Genomic DNA, 23,937 nt, shown 5'->3' with positions numbered 1-23,937 from the left:
TGTATCATAGGCTTATTTTTATTTTATGACGATTTTATTTTCAACTATAATATAATCTATCTCATACACTTTATTAAAATAATTAAGGACCTGCTCAATGGTCTCATATTGTGTTTCAATTGTGGCATTAAAGGTTTCTTTGGCCAGAGCTTTATTATTATTAATAATTACCACATTGTAACTCCGCTCTAGCTTTTGAATGATTTTTTCAAATGAAATTTCTCTAAACACTAAATTTCCACTTTTCCACGAGGTATACTGGGAGGTGTTTACTTTCTCTTTTTCGACAGATCCCACCTCTTTATTAAAACTTCCTTTAAACCCAGGTTCTAGAAATACTTCATCTTTATAATTCCTTGAATTTACTGCATTCTTTAAGCTCACCGAGCCTTCTACAAGAACTACTTCGGTTGATTCGTCCTCTGGGTAATTGGCAATATTAAAACTAGTACCATAGACCTTTACATCTAATTGCCCCGTATTAACTATAAAAGGTATGTTAGAATCATGAGCCACCTCCATAAAGGCCTCTCCGGTTAAAAAGACCTTCCGCTCTTCTCCAGCTAAAAATGTAGTAGGAAATTTTAAGGAACTCTCAGCATTTAAGTATACTACTGTGCCGTCTGACAATTCAATATTAAACTGTTTACCCTTGGGTATCCGTAGGGTATTATAACTTCCTTCCTCTTGGGATCCATGTTCTTCATAAACCAATTTCTGACCCTTTTGCACTCCTATAACATTACCTTCTTCGCTCAATACGTCTGCTGTCTCTTCTCCTGAGATTACTTTAATCTCTCCATTCCCAAGTTGTAAGGTTATAGCATCAATTTTAGGGGCGATAGGTTGATTGGCATCTCTATCGGTCAATTCATTATCCAAAAAGTATCCGAGGCTTAGGAATAAAACAGCCATCGCAGCATACTTAAAAACGGTTTTAAATCTGCCTCTCTTTTTATTTGTTTCACATCTTATCTCCTTTAGCAAATTTGTTCTCACCTCCTCTAGGTCGGGGTTGTTCATTGCCAAGGTAGTTGCGAAATGAGTTTTCACATATTCTTTAAAAACTTCCTCATTATCTGTATCCTGAATCCAAGAATTCAGCTTAACCAATTCTTCATTGGTTGTCGAATTAGAAAGGAATTTTATAATAAGACGTTCAATTTCCTCAGGAATCATTTTTTGTTGTTCTTTATAGTAATACAGAACAGATTTGCAATACCCTACTATTTTATGAATATTTTTTTTATATCCATATTATTTATAGATTTAGATGATTAATCTACAAAGGTGACATGAAAACATATAGCAATGATGAATTAACAGAACAACTTATTCATGGAAATGAAAAGGCGTATATAGTTTTGTTGGACACTTACCAAAGAAGACTCTATGCCTATGCACTAACATTGTCTGGTGATCCCCACTCTGCAAAGGACATTGTTCAAAATGTTTTTTTAAATACTTGGAGATCTCGAAAAACATTAAATCCAGATTTATCCATCCAAAATTTTCTATTCAAATCTGTGTACAATGCTTTTGTGAATCATTACCAACAACAGAAATCGTCAATGATTTTATACAACAAATATGTTGAGGCCTTGAAAGAGGTAGTGGAGGAATCACATGAAAATGATTTAGCGCGAATGATTAAGGTAATGAACACCGAAATTAACAGCCTACCCCCAAAGTGTAAAGAAATATTTATTATGAGTAAAAAAGAAGGTCTTACAAATCGTGAAATTTCGGAACACTTGAATATAACAGTTAAAGCTGTAGAAGCTCAAATCACAAAAGCTTTTAGAATTCTAAAAAATAGATTGGGAGAAAAATACAAGATGGTACTATATGCATTTATAGCGATGTCTCCAAAAAACTAAAATCAGGTTCTTACAGCAACACCTATTATTGCCGTAGGAAGCCGCCTAATTCAATAGATAAACAATATCCCTAACCCTCCCCCATTCTCTCAGCTCCTTTTCCAAGTATTTTTCATTTTAAAATAATGCATCAAATTCAGGATCAAGATCTTTTACTACTTTCCGATCCGTAATTCTAATACGAGATTAATGGTCGTTTCTGGAACTACTAATTGAAAGTATTTTGAAAAGTTGATGTGCACTGTTAGATCCTATAAATCAGTAATTAATATCATCTAACTACCATATATTGGGCGGAATATAAAACCAGAACACTAACTTCTTTCTTTGAATTTAGAAATAAGAATAAAACCCCGATTTATTTAATGATTAAATGTAATCGGGGTTTTGCTTCTAAATCATGTATTTGGACTTAATAATGAATAATAATCAAATTATGTCTACAAACGTTCTTTGGAAAGCCAAATACTCAATTTGAGAGGAATTACTTGATAATTTACATTACCATATTATTATCAGTCTATATTTTCTCTCCTCCCATAAATGGATCACTTTTAGAATGTTTTCCCGTTTCAATTCTTCCAGCGTATCTTCTTGAATATGTAGAAAACCCTTTAATATGAATGGAGAAGTCATACCAACCATAGCTATCTATAGCTGGTATAATTATGACTTTATTATCGTTTTTACGTATTCGAAAACTCTGTTTTGGATTGCCATAAGCGTTATCTTCAATGGTTATCTTAAAAGAATTACTTTTGGACGTATTGGTAATATCCAATCTTATATTTCCAGATAGCTTATTTAAAAACCCCCTTTTTTTCTGGTAGCCACATCGAGTGATAATATGAGGGTCCTCATCATTTCCTGAAAATTCCCTATAAAAACCATTTGGGCCATACACTCTTAAATGATACTCCTTATTCTCAAAATTATCTAGAGGCCAAGTTGACGTAAGAGTATCACCTGCCTTTACGGCAAAAGGCCACGTTTTTACAGCCCTCATTTCAAATTTTCCAGAAGCATTTTCTTGTAGGTAATTCCCTGGTGCATATACATTAAATGGTGCACTGAGGGCCCTTTTCCCAAAAATATCATCTGAAGCTTTAAAGGTTATAGCGAATGCCGATTTATCACGGTCTAAACCTCCGTCTGTATAGAGTTCATAGCTAAGCGCAGAAGAATCCCGTACACCCTGCTCTTGTTTTGGCATAAACGGCAAATCATAGTTGTCTTTAGCGGCTTGCTCTATCTCATGTGAAGACAGTGCCTTGAAGTTAGAAGGGACATCCCTAAAACTTGCATTATACACCTGCTGCATAAAGGTGTTTCGCTCTAAAAATTCAGGTAAATTAGTTTTCTCCCCATCAAACTTCCTAAAACTTGAGGTAAGATCCCCACAAATCGTTCTTCGCCATGAACTAATATTGGGCTCTTCAACTTTTATATTCGTTTTATTACTTAAGAATTTTTCTAAAAACATTAAAGTAGAGGAAATATCACAAATTTCAGAATTTACCCACCCTCCTTTGCTCCATGGCGAGGCAATTATCATGGGGACTCTATAGCCCAACCCCACTGGACTTTCCCTTGCATTTTTAGGGTTAAGACCTTCTTTGGCAAGTTCTTCTTCTAAAGTAACATACTCTTCTGAAGTATCAATTCCTTTAGAAACTGCATTTTTTTCTTTTGGATTTGGAGCAACAAAGGGAGGGACATGATCAAAATAGCCATCGTTCTCGTCGTAGGTTAAAATAAAAATGGTCTTTTTCCATATTTCGGGATTTTTGGTGAGAATATCCAGGACTTCTGAAACGTACCATGCCCCATACCAAGGGGCACTAGGATGATCTGAGAAGTTTTTGGGAGCTACCACCCAGGATACCGCTGGCAAACGGTCGTTTTTTACATCTTCCCTAAATTGATGTAATATATCTCCTTTAGGCACCTTTACAGTTCTTTCTACTCCATTCTCCTCATAGTTTAAGGTTTCTGTTTCATGGTAATGAGGATCTCCTGTATTAGTGGCAAGTCCCTTTCTATGTAAATTCTTCTCATATTCTGAGAGTTTGTTGAAATTTTCTGGACTCCACCTATGTAACTCCTCCTTTATTTTTTTGAGCTGACTCTTTTTATGCTCCAAGGTGTTACGTAATTTCTGCACTTGATTAGCTGGTTGTTGTTTTATGGAAACTTCCAATTCCTCAATTTCAGACGGAAGCTCAACATGTCGCTTTTTTAAAAAGTTTTGGTGTCCCTCACTATATCGAACATTATATTGGGAGAACCACTCCAGATTATTATTAGTAAAATTAGAAAGCAGGGCCTCATCCTCCCCTGTTAATTCTGTTTGCAGACTAAGTTCATTTTGATATACTTGCCAGGAAATCCCATGTTCTTCTAACCGCTCTGGAAAGGTTTTCCAACTTGCCTCTTTGTGATAGTAAACATCCGAATTACGGACACAGGATTTTGAGGTTGGCGTTTCTCTAATTTTGCCACTCCAAAAAAAATGCCTATTTGCCGTGGTCCCTGTGAGCGAGGAACAAAAATGTTGATCAAACACCGTGAACGCATCTGCCATACTATAATAAAAGGGAATATCTTCCCTGTTATAGTAACCCATTGTTAATGGCATATGTTGATAATCCTTATTCCCTGGTTTTTTAGCCTCAAGCCATTGATCGTATTTCCCATCATTTCTTGCATCAACTTGATCTTCCCAAGAATGAGGCAAACTTCCCATCCAAGTCGCTTTAGTATCCTTTATATTCAACCGGAAGGGAACAAAAGTTTCTCCCTTTTTATTACTTTGTAACCAAACAGGTATTTTATTGGGCAAATCAATGGCTCGTGGATCATTAAATCCCCTTACTCCTTGCAAAGTCCCAAAACAGTGATCAAAAGATCGATTTTCTTGCATCAACAAAACAACATGTTCGGCATCGTAAAAAGTACTTCCCTTTTCAGGGTCTATTGCTAATGCCCTTTGTATGGAAGGCGGAAATGTTGTTAATAGGCCAAGACCGCCAGTTAACATTCCAGCCTTTTTTAAGAAATCTCTTCTATTATCCATAATAAATCTTGTATTTATCTTTTATTAAAAAAATATGACATAAATAAACTCTTACCTTAAGGATACCGTATCCTATTACGGTTAATTTTCTTCGAAAATTTAGTGAAACTACAAATTAATAAAGGTGGTCAACTTATTGCTCCCACCTTTATTAATTCAAACCATTTAAAACTTTATAAGCATTAAAGAAAGCTTATAAGAATTAATAATTTCGTTTAGGAAGACTAGACTATATACAATTTAGTCTTGTAAGATCCACATTACTCCATTATTATTATCATTACCTCCATATTGCCTACTAACTGCCTCGTCTAGGTTTTCCTTGTTGTAATCCACTTCATCCGAAGGATACATCCAACGTATAGGCAATTTGTCAGATGGAACATTCTCATTTGTCTCTTCGTTAATTGGGAATGCTGGATATCCCGTTCTTCTATTCTCAAAAAAAGAACTCAATGGGGATTGCAAATAAGTGCTAATAAACTTTTGTGTGATAATTTGCTCCAATTGATCTTCCATAGAAGTGCTAAATTTCACCTCTGGACTTTCTGGATAATTATTTATATAAGCATCGTCCATTATCCTACCATGGTGAAAGTTAGGATTATCAGGAGTATTGTCTGCTACATAATACATAGCTGCTTTTATTCCGTTCCTATAGTGAGCTTCGCCATTATTAGGAATCCAACCACGCACAGATGCCTCAGCTAAAATAAACTCTATTTGTGCAAAGCTCAATAAAAATACGGGCTCACCTTCCGGGATCTCTTTATATCGATCATTAATATCAGAGTAATCGGCGGAGGATGCAATAGCGCTCAACTCAGAATATTCAATGGCGGGATCCACCCCAAGATATGCGTCAAAATCCGATGAGGTTAAACCATTTTCCAATTTTATAGTAGAGGGTGCTGCATAATGAAATAAGCGATAATCTTCTAACTCCTTTAATTTGTCGATTAGAATATCGGATACCATAGGATATATAATAAACTGATTACCTTGTTTGAAGAAAGGATACATTTGTCCATCCTTATTAGAGTAAGTTAAACTAAAATTATCAGCGTTACTTTCAAATATTGGACGGGTGTTTACTATGTTGGTAAAACGCGGTATCACCTGTAGGTCTGGATCTGCTGTCTTTTTTGATAGGTTTATCAATACATTTAAAGCAAATGAATTGACCATTTTTCGCCATTTACCCGGATCTCCTCCATATACAATATCCCCGTCAAAAGAACTTCCTTGGGCGAAAAAGGTATCTGCTTTATCCAGCTCATCAAGAATTCCTAGGAAAACTTCTTTTTGGGTATCATACTTAGGCTTAATATTACCATCACTTTCACCTTTCAACGCGTCTGAATATGGAATATCCCCCACTTGCATTGTACGACCAAAAAAGATATAGGCCCTCATAAAATGTCCAAGTCCTTTATAAGAATTTCTTTCTCCCTCATTAAGTTCCTCTGAAAGATTAATCATCTTTTCTACATCTATCAGCCGTGTCATTCTATCGAAATTTGAACGACCTAAGTCATTATACTGACTCCCTTCTGGCAATTCGCTCCAAAGAATATACTTATCCAACATAAAATGCTGCATAAATCCTTTGGTGTTGTTTACATCATCCTTTAAAATATTCAGTATAAGTTGTGAAGCAAGCATTTGAGAAGTTGCTGTGGTAATTCCATCCGGATTAATATTTACCTCGTCTAAGTCCGAACAGCTAAATCCAACTAATAGAAAGCAAAAAATTGCCACCTGTTTTTTTATATTATTTTTCATCTTTTTATTGTTTTATACCTATATTTTTATTTTTGGTTCTTAGCGGCAGTATGTAATTTAACATTTAAGCCCACAAATCGCTGTGAAGGGGATGAAAGTTGACTGTCTGAGTTAAAATCTGGATCAGCAAACTTAAATTCCTTTGTCCATAAAAATACATTCTGTGCGGTTAACGAAACTGTAGCACGGTTCATTCCAATTTTATTGCTGAAGTCTTTTGGGAACGTATAACCAATAGCAACCTCTCTCAATTTGACAAAGGTGGGATCGGTAGCTCCAAACTTACCATCAGCAAACCTTCTAGCGTAGGTTTCATATGAAATAGGAGTGTTGTTTGGAGCATACACTCGGTTATCCGAGGTAATTTGTCCATATTGGTCATAGGTCGCTTCTCCGGACACTACCTGGACTCCATCTCCTATGTAAGAAATATTTCCATTTACAACCTCATCATATCTCCATTCATTGTCACTATCGGGATGCGATCCCGTATCCCACATTTTGTAGGCCGTATAATTATACAACACTCCACCAACTCTACCGTCAAAACTTAGATGAAAATCAAAGTTCTTGTAGGTGAAAGTATTAGTGAAACCCCAAATAAAATCAGGATCACTATAATCAAAGAATGAAGAATAATCTCCTCGTATAGGTCTTCCACCACTATTGTGTATTACATTCCCTTGGGGATCGCGCTGCCAATCGGTTATAGTATAATTATCAACCCTTCCACCAGGTTTCACCCAAAGATTATCTGGAGAGTAAATAGGGTCCAAATCCTTGTAATAAGAATGTGTTTTAGACCAGTTAACTGAGGCATCCCACGTAAAATCATCGTTTTTAATAATTCCAGCATTCAATGTAACTTCCACACCTTTCCGTTCCCGGGTTTCGTCCGTGTTAATTAAAGTAGACGTAAATCCAGAAGATGAAGGTATTGGTGAAGATATTTGTCTATTATAATTATAGATATTATAATAGGCTACATCTAACATAACTCTATTCTTTAATAGATAGGCAGCAGTCCCAATCTCCCATGTTCTACTGGTCTCAGGATCTACATCAATACCTTTTATCGTGGTAGGGTAAGTAGCAGTATTATAATCCTCCCATGCGCCTTGATTAACATTATAATTGACATTGGTATCATATACTCCCAGATCCTGTTTAGATACTGTCCATGAGCCTCTTACTTTCCACAAATCCAGCCAATCTGTTTTCCCAATAAATTCGCTCAATAAAACACTACTAGCAACAGATGGGTAAAAATATGAGCGGGAGGTTGAGGGTAAAGTAGAACTCCAATCGTTTCTACCAGTTACGTCTACAAATATACTATTGGCATAACCAAGAGAAAGCAAGCCCAAGACACTGTTTACTTGTTTTTTCCTCCTAAATGTGGCTACATCTGGACGTTCCACAGAATTATTTAGGGAATAAATTCCTGGTACTATAATTCCATTTCTTGTTGAGGCAAAGAGACTTTGCTCTTCATACTGGTACATAGAGCCTCCTAAGGTAAGGTCTAAATCGAACCCTTCAATACCAAGATTTCTTTTTCCATAATTAAATAGCAGATCAGTATTTAAACTATACCCCCGTCTTTCATCTTGATTATACAAACCTTTAGAATCCCATAACCTAGTAGAATTTACAGAAGGTGGATTCCTTCTGGTATATTCATTGGAATAAAAATCATATCCAATTCTACCTGTAAGTTTGGCTCCATCAAAAAGCTTTAATTCAGGGGTAAGATTTACATTAACCATATTTGTTTCCTCACCACGCAACTTTTCATAAGCTATAAAATATGGGTTGTCATACCATGCTTTGTAATGCCAATTTTGCTCAATATTGGGTCGTATCCAGTAGTCCCTATACTTGGAAAGATCGTATTCTGGACCAGTCCACAATAATATCTGATACATATACCCCTGATCTCCATAGCCCGATCCTGTTGTTTGTGGACTTGTACTCCTATTATAACCCAAACTACTCTGCAGCTCAAAATTATCTCCCAATTTTAGTTTACCCGATACATTCGCATTTAGTTTATTGAGCTTAAGATTTGGATATTGGCCTTCATTATAAATATGTGTTAGTGAAGTCCTGATATAGCCAAGATCTCCTGATCGCGAAAAACTAATATTATTATTATTGATGAACCCTGGCTCTAAAAAGTCATTAAAATTATTTTTACCTCTAGAAGTTAATGGCATATTTTCTAATTGTTTGGTTTCTGGGTTCCACTGTTCGGCCATATTGCCAACATCTAACTTTTGTCCCCAAACATAATCAGTAGCACTATAAGTCCCACCTAAGCCAGCACTATAGGAAGATTGTACTTTAGGTAAAGCCAAATATCCTGCAAAAAACATACTGTTACTGTTAATGCTCAATCCATCACCCCCACTTATGGTTGAAATAATAATCGCACCTCCACTTCCCCTTGCTCCATAAAGGGCAGAAGCCGTGGCTCCTTTTAAAACGTCCATACTTGCAATATCATCCGAAGCCACTTCATTAAGACTCATATTACCATAAGGTATCCCGTCTATCACCAATAAGGGATTAGAGGAACCGCCTCGCAAACGAATATCCGGTGCCTTATTAAACTCTGTACTATTCTGAATCCAAAGTCCTGCTACCTTACCGGTCATAGACGTAGCGACATCAACCCCCTTTACTGCCTGTAAATTTTCACCAGAAACTTTTTGTACTGCGTACCCCAATGATTTCTCCTCTCGTTTAATTCCTAGAGCTGTAACTACAACCTCCTCTAATTGTTGGGTATCCTCTTCCAAACTAACATTAATTTGTAATCTATCACCAACAACTTCTTCATGTGTTTTGAATCCTAGATAACTAAAAACAAGAACCGCTTGCTGATTAGGTACATTCAGGTCGTAATTTCCATCAAAATCTGAAGTTGTTCCCACTGCAACTCCTTTTAGCTGAATTGTAACCCCTGGGAGTGGCTCCCCGTCACTTTGGGATATAACCTTACCGAATACCTTCTTAGGTTGTTGTATAGTTGATTGATCTTCATTTATTGGAAGACTTAGATTTACACTGATTACATCATTAATGATTTTAAAACTTAGTCCAGTTTGAACTGAGATATGATCTAAAATATGTTCTAACGATGCATTTTTTTTCTTAATGGTTATTAATTTACTCTCATTGACAACCTTTTTATCATAGAAAAAGCTAAAATCAGTTTTAGATTCTATGGTTTTAAATACCTTTATTAATGGACTATTTTTCTCATCAATACTAATTAGTCCTTTATCTAAATCAGTATTGATTAATTTCTCATTCTCCTTGTTGGCATATAGATTAGCAAGTTGCCCTAAAACCATAATTAAAAATAAATTCCGCTTAAAGCACAGAAACGGAAATTTCCAATCGTTTTGTTTCATAATTCTTGTTTTGGTTATTTAGTTATTATTAATATAGATTGATACTTGATTATCTTCAATTTTATATTTTATTCCTCTGGAAAACTCAAGACTTTTAAAAACACTTTCAAAACTTTCATATTTAAATCGGCCATTAATAGCCCAATTCTCATCAGTCTTACCAATTACATTTATATTAATTCCATACCACCTTTCCATTAAGAAAATAAAGGAATCTAAATCTGAATTGTTAAATATTAAAACTCCATCTTTCCATCCAAATTCAGATTCATAATCAAATGTGGATATAATAGATTTATCAAAATCTTGGTCAATAATTATTTTTTCACCAGGTGAGATATCGAATTTAGTGGTGTTTAAATTAGCTATCTGAGAGTGTACAGAAACCAATCCGCGTTCTAAAGCAACACTAATCGGTTCTTCGCCTCCATAAGAATTAATACTAAATGAGGTTCCATGAACTTTGGTTGTAATATTGCCTGATTTAACCAAGAATTGTTTAATACTATCGAATTGAACATCGAAATATGCTTCACCTAATAAAGTTACCTCTCTAGTATTTTGGCTAAAATGAGCTGGGTATTTTAAAGTACTTTTGGAGTTTAATATCACTTTTGTACTATCCGGCAAGAAAAATGTTACCTTTTCCCCATTACCTGAAGATTTTGTAATAGTTGGTTCCGATATTATAGAGCCAGCATCATGAAAGTTATTAAGGAAGAATAATGAAACACCTAAGAATAAAAGGACAACTGCTGCAGTGCGTAAAATTAAAGGTTGAAGCCAATTTGCCTTTTCAATAAAATTACGTTTGTGATGGTTTAAACTGTTCGGAGAATTCTTTAAAATATTCCCCAAGATTTTCTCCTTTCTTATTTGAGATACTTCAGAAGTTGCAAAGTTTATCCGATTAAGGAATATAATCGTATTATGTATGGTCTCCCTATCATGTGGATGATTCTCCAACCATGTCTTCCAAAAAACATTACGGTTACCTTTAGGATTTTTGACCCATAAAACAAAATCGGGATTTTCTAAGAAAAATTCTATATTATGTTTTGATTTTTTCAAATTCGTCAGGTTTTCTACTATATAGACATTCCAAACTTCAAAACAACATCACATTTTACTAAAAAAAAGAATAAAAATTTTTTTTCAGCGACTTTATAATTCTATAAATAAGATTTCTGGCAGACTTAACATCTTTATAACCAACCAGTTCCTTCAGCTCGTCATAGGACATGCCTTTATAAAAATAATAATAAATCGCTTCTCTCTGTTTTTCACTTAAACCAGCTAATGCATTATCCAATTTTTTTAGATTTAAGTTTTGCTCTTCACGTAAGATAATAACGGACTGATGGGAAAGAGTAATTTCAAACCTATCAGCAGGATTTTTTATTTTACTAAATTTCTTACTATTCTTGAGGTGGTTGAATAGATTATTTCTAAGACATTGGAATAAAAATAATCTTATCGATTTCTTAATTATGGGCAGTTTCTGTCTTTTCTTTCGAAGATTTATAAATACATCCTGAACCGCATCTTCAACAATATCCAAACTTGCATACTGTACACCAAAGTCACACAATTCTTGGAAATATCTATTATAAATCGTAATAAAAGCCTCTTCATTACCTCTTTTAAATTCTTCCCAAAGTTCTGAATCATTTAATCCTTTACTTTTATCTTCAACAATAGAAAGTTCTATATCATCAACATTTTTCAGCCTAACTCGTATTTTATTCATTTTCTGTTTACTGAATTTAAACGATTTGATTTTGAGACTTTAATACATGGTAAATTCATTCGAATACAAGATAGTATAAAATTTTAATAAAAAATTTATAGCTTTCTTACCCACAATCTAATCTATAATGGATAAAAGTTAATTTTCAGCTATATTATAAAAGAAAGCATAATTTCTTATTTAATATATATAATGTTTAGATTAAGAAATTGTAAACATCCCACCCTAGTTTAATGGCTCCATAAATAACTCCTTTGCCTAGATTATTAAATAACACATAAAATTAAGCATCACTATTTTACTGTTTTCCGACTAGCAATTCGAATTCCAGTTTAATAGTTCCTTCGGGTGCCTTTGTTAGTGAAGTTAAGTGAGCTTAAATGGGACATCTCATTATTAATCAAGTAAATCATACTATGGAGGTGAGAATAGGAATTATTTTCTAGGAATGTAAAAATCTTAAATGGGAATACCTGACTCTAGGAGTATAGGCAGAGTTTGGAAAATCTAATTTTTACAAATATTTCCGAATAAAAAAAGTCGGAAGCAATCAACTAATGAACAGTTTGGAAATCGCTTTCATATTTTTATTAAAAACCCTAAAACATGTAAAAGAGTGGTGATCGTATTAAATTAATTCCTCAATAGTAGTTTAAAAATTAGTAAGCCAGAAGGAAGTGGTGATAGCTATTAAATTAGTTTTTACAAGTTATTAATTTCGGACATAAATAAAAAGTTTATTATGTTTGGGTGTAAATCGTCATCTACTTTACATTAATAATCATAATTTCATGGAAATTCTACAATTAATTTATGATGAAATAATTGGCTTTTTAGGTATTAGTCAAGCATGGGAAATACTAAATACAGGGAATTATAGTGCCCTTAAAACCTATGATGGCATGGTAGCACTTATAAGACCTATTCTACCATTATTATTACTCCTTGAGTTTACATTAGGCCTTATATACAAGAAACCACAGATAAAGGTCTATAAAGTTAATTTTCTAATCTACATTTTTAATCGTTTTATTGGTCGATTTATCGCCATAGCGATGGTGGTATGGATTATAGGATGGTTACAACCCTTTGCTTTATTCCAAACTAAAATGACTTGGTATTGGTTTGTTTATGGATATATTGTATGGGAATTTGGACATTTTCTTTATCATTACTGGGGCCATAAGGTAAGGTTATTTTGGTGCCTACACTCTACCCATCATGCTCCCGAAGATATGAATCTTACTGTTACCCATGCCCATTTTTTTCTAGAAGCTCCCTATGCCGATGCCATTCGAACCACTGTCTGTATTCTTCTCGGCGTTTCACCCACAATGTTGTTTATCATTATGTTTATTGATGGTACTTACGGATCATTTATCCACGTAGGAGAGAATATTCTAAAAGATGGAAGATTAGGGTTTTTAAATAAATTTATTTTGACACCGTCCCATCATCGCGTCCACCATGCTAAAAATCCACTTTACATGGATACCAATTTCTGTAATCTTCTAAATATTTGGGACAAGGTATTTGGTACATACCAAGAGGAGGTTAAAGAAGTTAAAGTGGAATATGGTATTACTAGGGAAATGGATTCTGGCAATTTCTTTGATGTTTATTTTGGTGAAATAGTTGCCTTAGTAAAAGACGTTATTAAAGCTCCTGGCATAAAAAATAAGATATTATATATATTTATGCCCCCTGGCTGGAGTCATACAGGAGATCACCAAACGGCGAAAATAGCAAGAAACAATTTTTTGGGAAAGGAGTTTAAAACTTCAAAGCTTAGATTTCATTCTTAAATAATTAGCTCTGGAGCATATAGAAGTGACAATGGCAAGGATATCATAATCTCCAATGGTCTAGTGGCTAGGGTATTTAGGTTATTCCCCAATTTAGCAACGGTGGCAACGACCTAATTAATTGCCTTTAACTCTATAATAAATATGTGGGTTAGTGATTATTATCCTTCGCCTAATGGTAACCGCAGAGGTAGAGGTTTCCATGGCACACACATTATTTGGATGTGTAATAGTAAGCACATATTCCCCTTCATTCTCCATATTTACCTCACCCAAATTAAGGGTCGGACTATTGGTGCCAACTGCAATTGGGCCAGTACCATCATCAAAGGTCCAAGCATATTGTAACCCATCATTGGCATTGCCTCGGGTACCATATATAGGAGCAAAAGGAGGTGTTGTTTGGTAAGCGGTGGCTCTATCTGCTGTAGCATTTGAGGTTAGGGTTACATTTTCCCCAATATTATAAGTACGGGAAGCTTCCGGTGTTGTTCCTAAATTTATTCTAACGGCCGTAGTTACGGCATCTGTGGTAGCCTGACCACCGTTAGCCACTAAAGGAACACCATCTGCATCAATACCTCCTGTAAGTCGGCCATAACTGTCCACATCATCATTGGTAAAATTACCGGCAGCTTCAATTGCATCTGGACATCCATCCCCATCACTATCGGTATCAAGTGAATCTGTAATACCATCTCCATCGGTATCTAAAGGCACACAAAATTTACTCACTTCGGTAAATCGAATAGAGGAGTTCCCTCCTCTAAAATGTCTTGAAGTCACTTTAATCTTTGAAATCAATTGCCCTGAAAAATTGAGAATAGCAGAACCTAATCCATCATCAGATGTCGAGTTACCATTAACAGTAGTAACATAAGTGGAAGTAGTTGTAAACATATTACCGTATTGAGCTACCTGCGTCCCTGTGCTTTCTACATAGGGGCTGGTGAATGAACCAGATTGAAGATTGATAAGACTACCAAACTCGTCGTATACCTCTACTGTAACTTCTTCTTCCTCATCAAAATCCGTCAATTTAAAATATGCGCCAGAAATTAATTTAGGTAATCCTGTGACTGCATCTATAAACTCTATTTCTATAGATCCCTGTTTATTTTCCCCATTAGTAAACCTAAAAAGAGGACCTTGACCTGTAGCTCCCGTATATTCTCTTGTAACAATTCTATTATCCGCGTCATATTCATCTGTATGGAAGGTATAAACAGCGTCGAGACCTGCGACTGAAGTTGGTTTAGTAACTATAAACGACCCTGTACTAGTATCTATGGTCAGATCAGGAGGAAAATTCCCCTTAATATCAATATTCCCACTTCCCCCTCCTGGTCCGCAGACCTCTTCACTATCTAGAATTCCGTCGTTATCGGAGTCTAGATCATTTTTATCATGAATTCCATCTTCATCTGTATCTGGTATCACCATAATACGAACCGTTGCCGTATCACAAGTAGTTTGGTTTGGAGAGGGCAAGCATACCAGATATTCAAAACTATCTACACCTGTAAAATCAGAATTGGGAGTGTATTCAAAGTTACCATCAGAATTAAAGTTTAAACTACCATTACTAGGGCCAGATCCAATAGCAGTAAAAGTAGATCCTGCAGGAACAGGATCGTTTAGGGCCACATTACCATTTAATAGGGTTTGGTTCCATATGGTTTCTATTTGATCACTGGCGGCATACGATTGCAGTATAAAAAACTTACCATCTCCGTGATCTTTAGTTGCAGCGGATAGCTGGACTTTCGTTATTGTAGATCCTATTGGAGCTATATCACTTAGATAAAACAATGCGATACCTATTGTTCCGTTACCAGCAACAACACGATCGGATAACCAATAGTCGGACCCAGCACTTGGGGGATTAACAGTGCCAGGCGTACCAATTTTTTTAGAATTCCCAGTACCACCAAAACCCCATTGTGTTCCATCCTCATTTACAAAAGTCTGCCCTAAAGATTGTTCTGGGCCACCCTCTGCAGGAATCCCAAACACCTTTATATGAAAACAATTATTTGCATTTCTTTCTGTAATGGCAACAATCCCACCATCATTAGAGGGAATTCCCGGATTATAGAATAACGTTTGTCTTTGGGTGGTAGTATTATTTGCCATCCCTGTAAATTTATCACAGAGGTCGGCACCATTACCATTCGCTTCAAAATAATGATTTAGATTTTTATCCTGAAAGGCCGCCAAGGCTGAAGAATTCCAAGTGGCACTTGCGCTCGTATTTTCCAGATTATTTCCATTTAACCAAATATTGTTTTTACTATGACCATCGGGGCCTAGATTGGTTAATTCATAACTTGTGGGCACTACAAATAAGCGGTGTACTTTTCCGTCTATGGTTATACTTTCTATGGTAGCCGGATTTGAACTAGTTGTTTGATTATCACCCCACTGAAATGACACTCCAGACTGAATGCTGGGTGCATTAGTTTGCGCAATGATAGGTGATATAGACAATAGGAGGAAGAATAAAACAAGAAACAGCAAGGTTGTATAAGAGAATCGGGAGGTGATTTTCATAGTATTGAATTAATAAATCCAATGATTAGCTTCTCCATACACTTCCTTTTGATTTAAATATAACTGAGGTTTGTAGTTAAATTATTAGCAAGGGTTAATAGGTTGGAATCGTAACCTCTTTCTTCCTATAAGAGGGACCATGTTATATAGTTATCCACCACTTCTTTTAAGTTTCATAAATGGTAACCAAGCTTTTGCGCCATTTATAGCAACTAAAGGAATTTATAAATGAAAATAGGGCCCTTATTTATAGACCTATAAAAACATCCGATTAAATAAAACGCAAGAACTGTACAAATATTGCCAGGATAGAGAGGCATACCCATTTTAAAATCCCATAAAAAAGTTATTTATTATCCGAGATAATAGTTGCTGCCTTCACAATTTGGGATGTTATATAATGATATAATTCACCCGTTTTCACCTATCACAAAGGGGTATGCGTGTTTATGGGTAATAATTCATCATTCTCTGATAAATATGAGGGTTGGTGATTAGTAAGTTACGTTTTTCTACTATTACAGTTGCAGTTGCTGAATCACAGCTATTGGGTAAAGTAGTCTGACAGATGGTATAGGCTATGGTATAGGTTCCTGGTTTTGTTCCTCGTGCAACTGTAATAGCTCCAGTATCAGAATCAATTTTTAAGGGACCTGTTGGGGTGAATGTGAAGGTCACCTCCGCTGGGTCTATTGAAATACCGCTCAAGGTATCATTATCCAATACACCGCTTATTGTAATACCATCTATTCCGTTTTGATATGTAACAGTATAGGTATCATTGTTGGCAACTAACGGATTTGTATACCCAATTTTACCTATAGACACAGCACTACCTGCTGTTACGGTAACATTGGTTGGTTGATTTCCTTCTGTTAGTACTAAACCTGCTGGTAAGGTGTTAATATCTATTAGAATATTAACTGAGCCTACTGGAACATTTACAATTGAGAACGATCCGTCGGCGGCTGTGGTTGCAGTTGGTTCTCCTGTATCTAATATGCCACTGCCATCTAAATCTGCGAATACGGTTACTGGAGCGGAAAAGCCAGTTTCTGTTCCGTTTTGAGAACCATCACCATTTTCATCACTATAAACTAATCCAGTTATTATTCCAGGTAAAACATACCCAAAATCATTATCACAATCCGATTGGTTAAGAGCTATAAAAGTTGCTGTTTGAGTATTATCGTTCGTTAAGGAATAACCTTCAGGCAGAGTAGCTTTATCTATGGTAACTATATATTTTTTTGGGTAATCAGGTGTTCCATTTTCGGTATACTCAATAACAAGTAAAGGGGCGTTAGCTGCATCACCTTCATAAGCTTCAGCAGTTCGCTCGCCGCTTCCTTCAACCATTATCACCATACTATTATTACTTACCCAGCCGTGTCTGTTAACAATCTCCTGAATTATACTCTGTAAGTCTGGAGTGTGGTGTTTGTCTTTTGCCGTATTCCAAGCTGGCACATTACTCCAATTAACCACACTACTCGTCTTTTGGCGATCGGAAATATTTCTATTCTCAGATGTAAAGGTTGGAGAGTGATCAACATCATGTCCCGAAAAGATTAGATTTGTAGATCCCGAATCGGTCTCATCTACTGTAAATTCAATATATGCGTTTGTAATATTCGCACCTTGTGGAATAGCGATGTTATTAAAACGCATCCCTACAATCTGATCACCTCCAACATAATTGTCGTAAACGAATTCTAAATCGGTACTATTAATGTACATACTATAATCCTGTATTTTTTCTTCGGCATCATCACTCCCTGAAGCGATTCTTACCGATAGACTTTGTACTGTAGACCCTACAGGTGGGTCAATCTCAAAACTGTAATTACCATTTACTGTTGTAGTGATCATTATTGGAATTACACCATCATCAAGTACACCATTAGCATTAGAATCTTCATATAGATAAACCGTTACGCCGTCTAGGTCATAAGTATCAGTTTCATCCAATATACCATTTTCATTTACATCGTTAAATACTCCACCATATATGGTATTTTTACCGGGAACCATAGGGCAATTAGAGCATCCTACACCTAGTATCGTGGCATCTTTACTGTCTCCTATTCCCTGCCCTCCGTTAACAGCAGTGGGAACCCCATTGACATCTATGCCTCCTGTAAACCTACCATTTCCATCCACGCTGTCATCCGTGAAACTACCGTCCCCCTCTATTGCATCCCAACAACCATCACCATCACTATCAGTATCTAAGGAATCTGGAATACCATCTCCATCGGTGTCTAAAGGCAAACAAAAGTTTCTTATTTCGGTGAATCTAATAGACGATTCCTTATTATGACGCATGGATACTTTAATTCTAGATATTAACTGACCTGCGAAGTCAAAGATAACCGCCCCATAATCATCATTAGAAATATTATCTCCATAGGCCTCATCCTCTATTCCTTTCTCGGTAAAAACATTTCCATTCATTTCAACATTTGAACCCAGTGTTGCATAACCAGCCGCTTCAATATTTATCAGTTTATTATTTTGATCATAAACTTCTACGACTAATTCCTCGTTCTCATCAAAGTCTGTTAATTTAAAATAGGCTCCTGATATTGTCCTTGAAAAAACAATATCTATAAAGGAAGATTTTTTCTTTTTTCCATAAAATTTAAAAATAGGACCTTGTTTTCCAATACCAGTTAAATTTTCCGTAGATATACGGGCATCTTTTTCTTGATTAAATGTATAAGCAGCATATAACTCTGATATTGTTGTAGTATAAGTACCATCATTTTCACTTTCAATTTTATCATCAGTACCAAATGCAGCGATAATATCAATATTACCATTACCACCTCCTGGTCCACAGCCTTCATCAATATCTAAAATACCGTCATTGTCATCGTCTTTGTCACAAATATCAGAAATACCATCCCCATCAGTATCTACATTTCCAGATGCTGCTGCATCACAGGGATCAGCAGGTATATAAGACACATATTCTATGAGAAACTCTTTTTCCCCAGTAACCTTTACATATCTAAGCCCAACTTCATTTACTGGAATGGAAACAGTCTTAGAACTTGGTGCATTCGTGGTTGCTGTAACTGTCTGTGCAGTTCCAGAAAAATTGGGTGAAGTAGAAGCCTGAATGGTACCACTTTTATTTTCATTCTTCTTATCACTAGCTATTCGAAACTCAATTTGAGTACCTAATTTAGCATTGGCACCTAAATCGATTATCATCCACGCATTTTCTTTCTCCATTTTAGCGAACTTTCCATCCGGTGGCCCTAAAGCATGTTTCTCTCCATCTTTAACATTAGCTTCGCTATGAACTGAAACCCCATAAGATCTCATTTCATCAACCTCATACTCAATAGATTCCAACAAAAACTCTTTTTCACCAGTAACTTTAACGTACCTAGTTTTAGCTTCAGTTACTGTAAATGAAACTTCACTGTAATCATCATTTTTCACCTCTGTAGTTACTGTCATTATGTTTTCAGTAGGAAAATCTTCTGGAGACACAGCTGCATCTACAGTTCCAGTCTTGTCATTTTTATTTTCTCTTGCAATTCTAAAAATAATCTCAGAGCCCATAGCAGCAACTCCCCCAAGGTCTATTATTACGAAAGATCCGTCATTTTCTTTCATTTTAGCAAAAGTATTGTTAGGCGGTCCTAATGCACGGTCCGAATTATCGATAGTATTTTTACTATGTATGGAAACACCATAGGCTGTTGTTTGCGAATAACCAACTCCAGTTCCTAACAAAACCAATACCGTTAATAATATTAACGACTTAACGGAAGATAAGAGATTGAAGCTTAGTACTGCTATTTTCATATTTTGGAACAACAACTATTTTTATATTTTATCCGGTAAATTTATAATTCTACTTTATTAGAAATCCCACTACAAAGAGGTAAATGCGCTATAAGGGCCAATGACCTGATTTATATAATTTTGTTATAAGCTCACGAATAAAACACCTCATCTTCATTAGCCTGACTTACCCTAACGGCTTTACAGCTTAATATATTGCACTGCAAATCTTATTGGCTTTTAGCCATTATAAATAAGCTATCGCGAATCCTACCCTTAGATTATTTACCCTTTAAATTAATCGGTGATTAGGTATAGGTAACCTGTTTGCTTGTATCTAGTATTCGCTGACGGATCCCCATATTCATAATCTACCATATAGAAATAGGTTCCTGTGGGCAGTTGTCTTGTTCCATTTACGGTTAACCTCCCAGTAGAATAGCCTTTAAACACCTCACCATTTTCCCCATAGTTATTGGACTCGAACACCTTTACTCCCCAACGGTTAAAGATTTGAACTTTTAAATCCCGTATACAGTCGGTCTGCCCCGCATCTATAACGAAAGAATCGTGAATACCATCACCATTTGGGGTAACTGCGTTATAAACCGTTAAGCTACAGGGAAGGATATCGGCCTCATTTAATATTCCAAAGGTATATACCCCATAACCGGTTACGGCTGTTGTAACGGTTTGGTCGTCCATATTAATGTTGCCTCCTTCATTTATCCATCTGTTAGAGGCTTCATTCCAGCGCACTACGGTTAATGAATTCTGTGCTGCTGCCGCTATAAATTCTGAGGGTGTAGTATCGATACTCCAAGATAGGGTAATCAGTATTTCGTCCATATTATTGGATTCCTTTTCTATACGCCAATACTCTTGGTGGTCTATTGCGTCCACCGAATTTACTTTCTGACTATGTGGATAGAGTCCATCTGAGTTTTCATAAAAGAATTTAGCGGTATAAAGACTAGGCGCATTGGGTTGTGAAATTCCTGCATAACGATAGAAGCCCCCATCGCCAATAGGAAAGGTGAATTTATCGGATCCCGCCTTATAAACCATTCCATCAACATGACTTTCGTTTGAGGTGTTGGCATGAGTCCCTGTTCTACTAAAGGTTATACTGCCCCCAAAATTGTCATTATCTACAATACCCTGGTAGAAGTCGGAAATTCCACTTATATCCAACGCCCCTGAAAGTTGAAATGGTACCGAATTACTGCTGTTGTTAAAAAAAACATCATAAAGGTAGCTCACTTTTGTACCTGTAAGCTGCTGTACTGCATTACCCACAAACTGGGTAAAACCAGTTTCCCCGTAGTAATCCAAAATACCATCGTTATTAAAGTGGCTGTAGATAAACGCTTCCCCATCGTTATAAAACTCACCGCTCTCCTTATTATCAAAACGCGCTACCGTAGCGAATTTGGTGTCTTTACTAACATACAACACCCCAGAATTGGTCGTCTGTCCTCTTAAGCTTGTAACGACAAGGAGCATTACCATGATGCTGTATATAGAAGTGCGCTTTATCATTTAACTTTTTGGTGCAAGTGGGGCTTAAATATCTTTTACTATTTAACTACAAATATGATGTTCATATATGAAGCTGCGGTAGCGTTAGTTTTGATGGTATAAGTTAATTTGCCATCAGCGTCAATGCTTAAGTCTTCAAACACATTTTGATCATAGTAAGAAACATAATATTCTAATTCGCTTTTGGTGTAAATGTCAATGCCTGAAGCCCCAGTACTCCCTATTAATCCACCTGTGTACTGAATTGTTCCCCCACCAACGCCGTGATCTATATAATGTGTGGTCCCGATAAACTGATTTTTATATTCTTGATATAAATCCCTTGTTGTAGTACCCGTTTGCGCGGTATTGAATATTACTGCAGGCATATAAAAGAAACGTGGCGTAGCTCTTACTTGTCTAAGTTCTCCTGTACTTGGATTGGTCACCACCATATTGTCGGTATTATCACCTGTTTGCAAACCAGCTATTGCAAGTGAATTGGTTTCATCTACAGTTATAGTAGTAGGTTTAACTAGACTTCCTCCTAATTGTACATTATCATCCGTTTTGGTTATACCATTATTGGCTAAAACAATTGCATCGGTACCGTCTTCTCCTTTCGGTCCCTGTGGTCCTATAGGTCCTGTTGCACCTGGGAGTCCTTGTACGCCTTGAGGTCCCGTATTTCCTTTTGGCCCCGTTGCACCCCTCTCTCCCTGAGGACCTCGAGCACCATCGGCTCCTGCGGGACCTTGAGGCCCTTCATCACCTTTTAAACCTTGCTCTCCTTGTAAACCTCGTGGTCCAGCTGCACCAGTATCTCCTTTTGGCCCAACAGGTCCTTGTAGTCCTGTTTCACCTTGGGGACCTTGAGTTCCAGTATCCCCTTTTGGTCCTTGTGGACCTGCTACACCTGGAGCTCCAGTATCTCCCTTTTCTCCCTGGTCTCCTTTTGGACCTGTTAAATCCGAAGTTGTAAAAATAGAACTATCGGTATACGTAAAGGTATAGGTACCATTGCCATTATCAACTGTTGAAGCAATTCCGTTTCCATTAGCTCCTGCAGGTCCTTGTGGACCTATTTCACCACGTTCACCTTGAGGACCGGGAGTTCCAGGATCCCCTTTTGGTCCAGCAGGACCTTGTGGTCCGGCATTACCTAGATCTCCCTGGGGACCTTGTGGTCCTGCAGCTAAATTGACAGTAACACTGATGTTATTTTCATTGGTGTAAGTTATAGTTCCATCTCCATTATCAGTTAGCGATGTAACCGTCTCCAGGTCTTTGATATCATCCTGTTCTGCAAATCGCACCCACCTATCCGTATCCCAATAGTAAAACCCAGGACTCACACCGTTAGTACCCGTAGTTGTGTTTTCATTGTACACCATTAAGGATTGTGCTACGGGTGTAATTACCGGAGCCGCAACAGCAGTACTTGTTAGCATAACCCTAGGAATCAAGAATCCTCGTTTCCCAGACGCCAACTCCATTACGGCCGATTTATCCGGTGCGTTTGTTCCCAGGCCTTCTTGCGCTGAGATTTTATTAAAACTCAATGCAAGCATCACCGCTACCCCTATATATTGTAATATAAGTTTATTCATGTGGTCTCTTCCAAAGAAATTTTATTTAATTAGTTACGACCTACTACCGACCAAGTACTTCCGTTAGATTTTAGAATCCACCCCTGATATGGCATAGCACCATAGATAGTGGTACCGTCAACATTTGGAATATTTACATACGCATCTGGTTCCGTCGTATTCGCTATTTTCACGTTAACTACCTGCCCCTTAGCATTAGCTGCCGGAGGTAGCGTAATGTTTATATCACTTGAACCAATAGTCGCCAAAATGGTAATTTCTTGAACAAACATGTTGTAGTCCGTTTGAGTACCTACTACAAAATCGCTATTGGCTGCATACTCTAAGGATCTAGCTACCTTACGTAAAACACCAGTTGCCTCATCTGCTAAAACAATAGATGTTGAAGCAGCGGTTGAATTTTGTAAACCTGTAATGGCTAAAGTTTTATCTGCAGCAGCGGCAATAACAGTAGCTCCTTCTGTAAGTGCACCTCCTAATTGAATATTGTTACCCGTTTTGGTTAGACCGTTGTTTGCTGTAACCGTGTTCCCTAGCATATTTGGGTCAACCCAAACAACATCACCAGCTGTATTCGTAATCATCACTTCTCCATCAGTGCCTCCAGCAATCTTGTCACCTGTTACAGCTTTATCAGCTAAATCAATAGTAGCAATAGTTCCATCGGCTATCTTATCAGAAGTAACAGCTTCATCAGCTAAATGAATGGTGTCTATCGAACCATTAGCAAC

At 36.6% G+C, this 23,937-nt stretch carries 12 protein-coding genes and 1 pseudogene; 2 read left to right on the top strand and 11 right to left on the bottom strand.

Going from position 1 to position 23,937, the window contains the following annotated elements; all coding sequences use genetic code 11:
• Positions 1 to 18 precede the first annotated feature (18 nt).
• Positions 19 to 1,179, bottom strand: a complete 1,161-nt coding sequence (locus tag G466_RS0121070; protein WP_034236349.1) for a FecR family protein — start codon at positions 1,177 to 1,179, stop codon at positions 19 to 21.
• A 116-nt stretch (positions 1,180 to 1,295) separates the two neighbouring features.
• On the opposite strand from G466_RS0121070, the gene G466_RS0121065 reads away from it, so the two are divergent.
• On the top strand, positions 1,296 to 1,880 hold the full coding sequence (locus tag G466_RS0121065) for an RNA polymerase sigma factor (RefSeq protein ID WP_026815392.1): 585 nt from the start codon (positions 1,296 to 1,298) through the stop codon (positions 1,878 to 1,880).
• A gap of 520 nt (positions 1,881 to 2,400) precedes the next feature.
• Here the strand turns inward: G466_RS0121065 and G466_RS0121060 are convergent.
• The 5 genes from G466_RS0121060 to G466_RS0121040 form a co-directional block, all read right to left on the bottom strand.
• Positions 2,401 to 4,956: a phosphocholine-specific phospholipase C gene (locus G466_RS0121060; RefSeq protein WP_034236348.1), complete on the bottom strand. Its 2,556-nt coding sequence runs from the start codon at positions 4,954 to 4,956 to the stop codon at positions 2,401 to 2,403.
• 240 nt (positions 4,957 to 5,196) lie between these two features.
• On the bottom strand, positions 5,197 to 6,741 hold the full coding sequence (locus G466_RS0121055; protein WP_026815390.1) for a SusD/RagB family nutrient-binding outer membrane lipoprotein: 1,545 nt from the start codon (positions 6,739 to 6,741) through the stop codon (positions 5,197 to 5,199).
• A 26-nt stretch (positions 6,742 to 6,767) separates the two neighbouring features.
• Entirely contained in the window at positions 6,768 to 10,163 is a 3,396-nt protein-coding gene (locus G466_RS0121050) for a SusC/RagA family TonB-linked outer membrane protein (protein ID WP_026815389.1), read from the bottom strand.
• A gap of 18 nt (positions 10,164 to 10,181) precedes the next feature.
• On the bottom strand, positions 10,182 to 11,234 hold the full coding sequence (locus G466_RS0121045) for a FecR family protein (protein WP_026815388.1): 1,053 nt from the start codon (positions 11,232 to 11,234) through the stop codon (positions 10,182 to 10,184).
• Between the two features lie 58 nt (positions 11,235 to 11,292).
• The gene (locus G466_RS0121040; protein WP_026815387.1) at positions 11,293 to 11,913 is read right to left on the bottom strand and encodes an RNA polymerase sigma factor; all 621 of its coding nucleotides are present in this window, start codon (positions 11,911 to 11,913) and stop codon (positions 11,293 to 11,295) included.
• Between the two features lie 791 nt (positions 11,914 to 12,704).
• On the opposite strand from G466_RS0121040, the gene G466_RS22970 reads away from it, so the two are divergent.
• The gene (locus tag G466_RS22970; protein WP_034236347.1) at positions 12,705 to 13,718 is read left to right on the top strand and encodes a sterol desaturase family protein; all 1,014 of its coding nucleotides are present in this window, start codon (positions 12,705 to 12,707) and stop codon (positions 13,716 to 13,718) included.
• Between the two features lie 117 nt (positions 13,719 to 13,835).
• On the opposite strand, the gene G466_RS0121030 is transcribed toward G466_RS22970, so the two are convergent.
• From G466_RS0121030 to G466_RS0121010, 5 genes and pseudogenes are all read right to left on the bottom strand, one after another.
• Positions 13,836 to 16,271: an Ig-like domain-containing protein gene (locus G466_RS0121030; protein ID WP_026815386.1), complete on the bottom strand. Its 2,436-nt coding sequence runs from the start codon at positions 16,269 to 16,271 to the stop codon at positions 13,836 to 13,838.
• Between the two features lie 447 nt (positions 16,272 to 16,718).
• Positions 16,719 to 20,096, bottom strand: a complete 3,378-nt coding sequence (locus G466_RS0121025) for a hypothetical protein (protein ID WP_026815385.1) — start codon at positions 20,094 to 20,096, stop codon at positions 16,719 to 16,721.
• A 276-nt stretch (positions 20,097 to 20,372) separates the two neighbouring features.
• Entirely contained in the window at positions 20,373 to 21,617 is a 1,245-nt protein-coding gene (locus G466_RS0121020; RefSeq protein ID WP_229797248.1) for a gliding motility-associated C-terminal domain-containing protein, read from the bottom strand.
• Positions 21,618 to 21,655: 38 nt separating this feature from the next.
• Positions 21,656 to 23,206 carry a collagen-like domain-containing protein gene (locus G466_RS24625; protein WP_051315824.1) on the bottom strand — a complete coding sequence of 517 codons (1,551 nt, stop codon included), beginning with the start codon at positions 23,204 to 23,206 and terminating at the stop codon, positions 21,656 to 21,658.
• A 29-nt stretch (positions 23,207 to 23,235) separates the two neighbouring features.
• Positions 23,236 to 23,937, bottom strand: a pseudogene (locus tag G466_RS0121010) (hypothetical protein); the annotation flags it as partial.

This window comes from Arenibacter certesii DSM 19833, from assembly GCF_000429545.1.
GTDB lineage: Bacteria > Bacteroidota > Bacteroidia > Flavobacteriales > Flavobacteriaceae > Arenibacter > Arenibacter certesii.
This window is presented reverse-complemented; position numbering and strand designations above follow the sequence as displayed.